Below are 729 nucleotides of genomic sequence, written 5' to 3' on the forward strand. Positions count from 1 at the left end.
GTTGGACGAAGCCGCTACGCGGAGAATCCGCCGCTGCCGCGTCGGCGCCGGAGTGGTCACAATCGAGCCTCGCCCTTCTGCTTGAAGGGTTCCTTTGTATGACAAACATGAGGCTCGCGCAAGATGACCGAAAGCACCGCCACGCAATTCGACAAGCATTACCAGCAACATCTCAAGCACCTGAAGCTCAAGGGGCTGCAGCCCAAGACCATCGAAGCTTACGCCCGAGCGGTCCGGCGGGCCGGGGCGTATTTTGACCAGCGCATCGATGCGCTGAGCGAAGCGCAGCTGCTGGAGTATTTCACCGAGCTATCCGAGACGCACTCCTGGAGTGCGGTCAAGCTCGATCTGTACGGCCTGAAGTTCTACTACGCGCATGTGCTCAAGAAGCCCTGGGTGGCGCCTGATCTGGTCAAGCCGCCGCGCACCCAGCGCCTGCCCGACATCGTTACCGTCGATGAAGCGCGGCAGATCTTCGCCGCCACAAGGGTGCTGAGCTATCGGGTGTTCTTCTTCACCCTCTACAGCCTGGGGCTGCGACTGGGCGAAGGCTTGCGCCTGAGCGTGGCCGACATCGATGCGGCGCGCGAGCGGGTGCATATCCGTGACGCCAAGGGCAACAAGGACCGCCTGGTGCCGCTGCCCCGTGCGACCCTGGCGGTGCTGCGCCGCTTCTGGCAGACGCATCGCCATCCCGAGCTGCTCTTTCCCAACCGCCACGCCGGCCTC

At 63.6% G+C, this 729-nt stretch carries 1 protein-coding gene; it reads left to right on the forward strand.

Going from position 1 to position 729, the window contains the following annotated elements:
• Window positions 1–123 precede the first annotated feature (123 nt).
• A partial coding sequence (locus tag I8J34_RS24200) for a tyrosine-type recombinase/integrase (protein WP_214364185.1) occupies window positions 124–729 on the forward strand: 606 nt, incomplete at its 3' end.

The sequence above is a fragment of the Denitromonas iodatirespirans genome (genome assembly GCF_018524365.1).
Lineage (GTDB): Bacteria > Pseudomonadota > Gammaproteobacteria > Burkholderiales > Rhodocyclaceae > Nitrogeniibacter > Nitrogeniibacter iodatirespirans.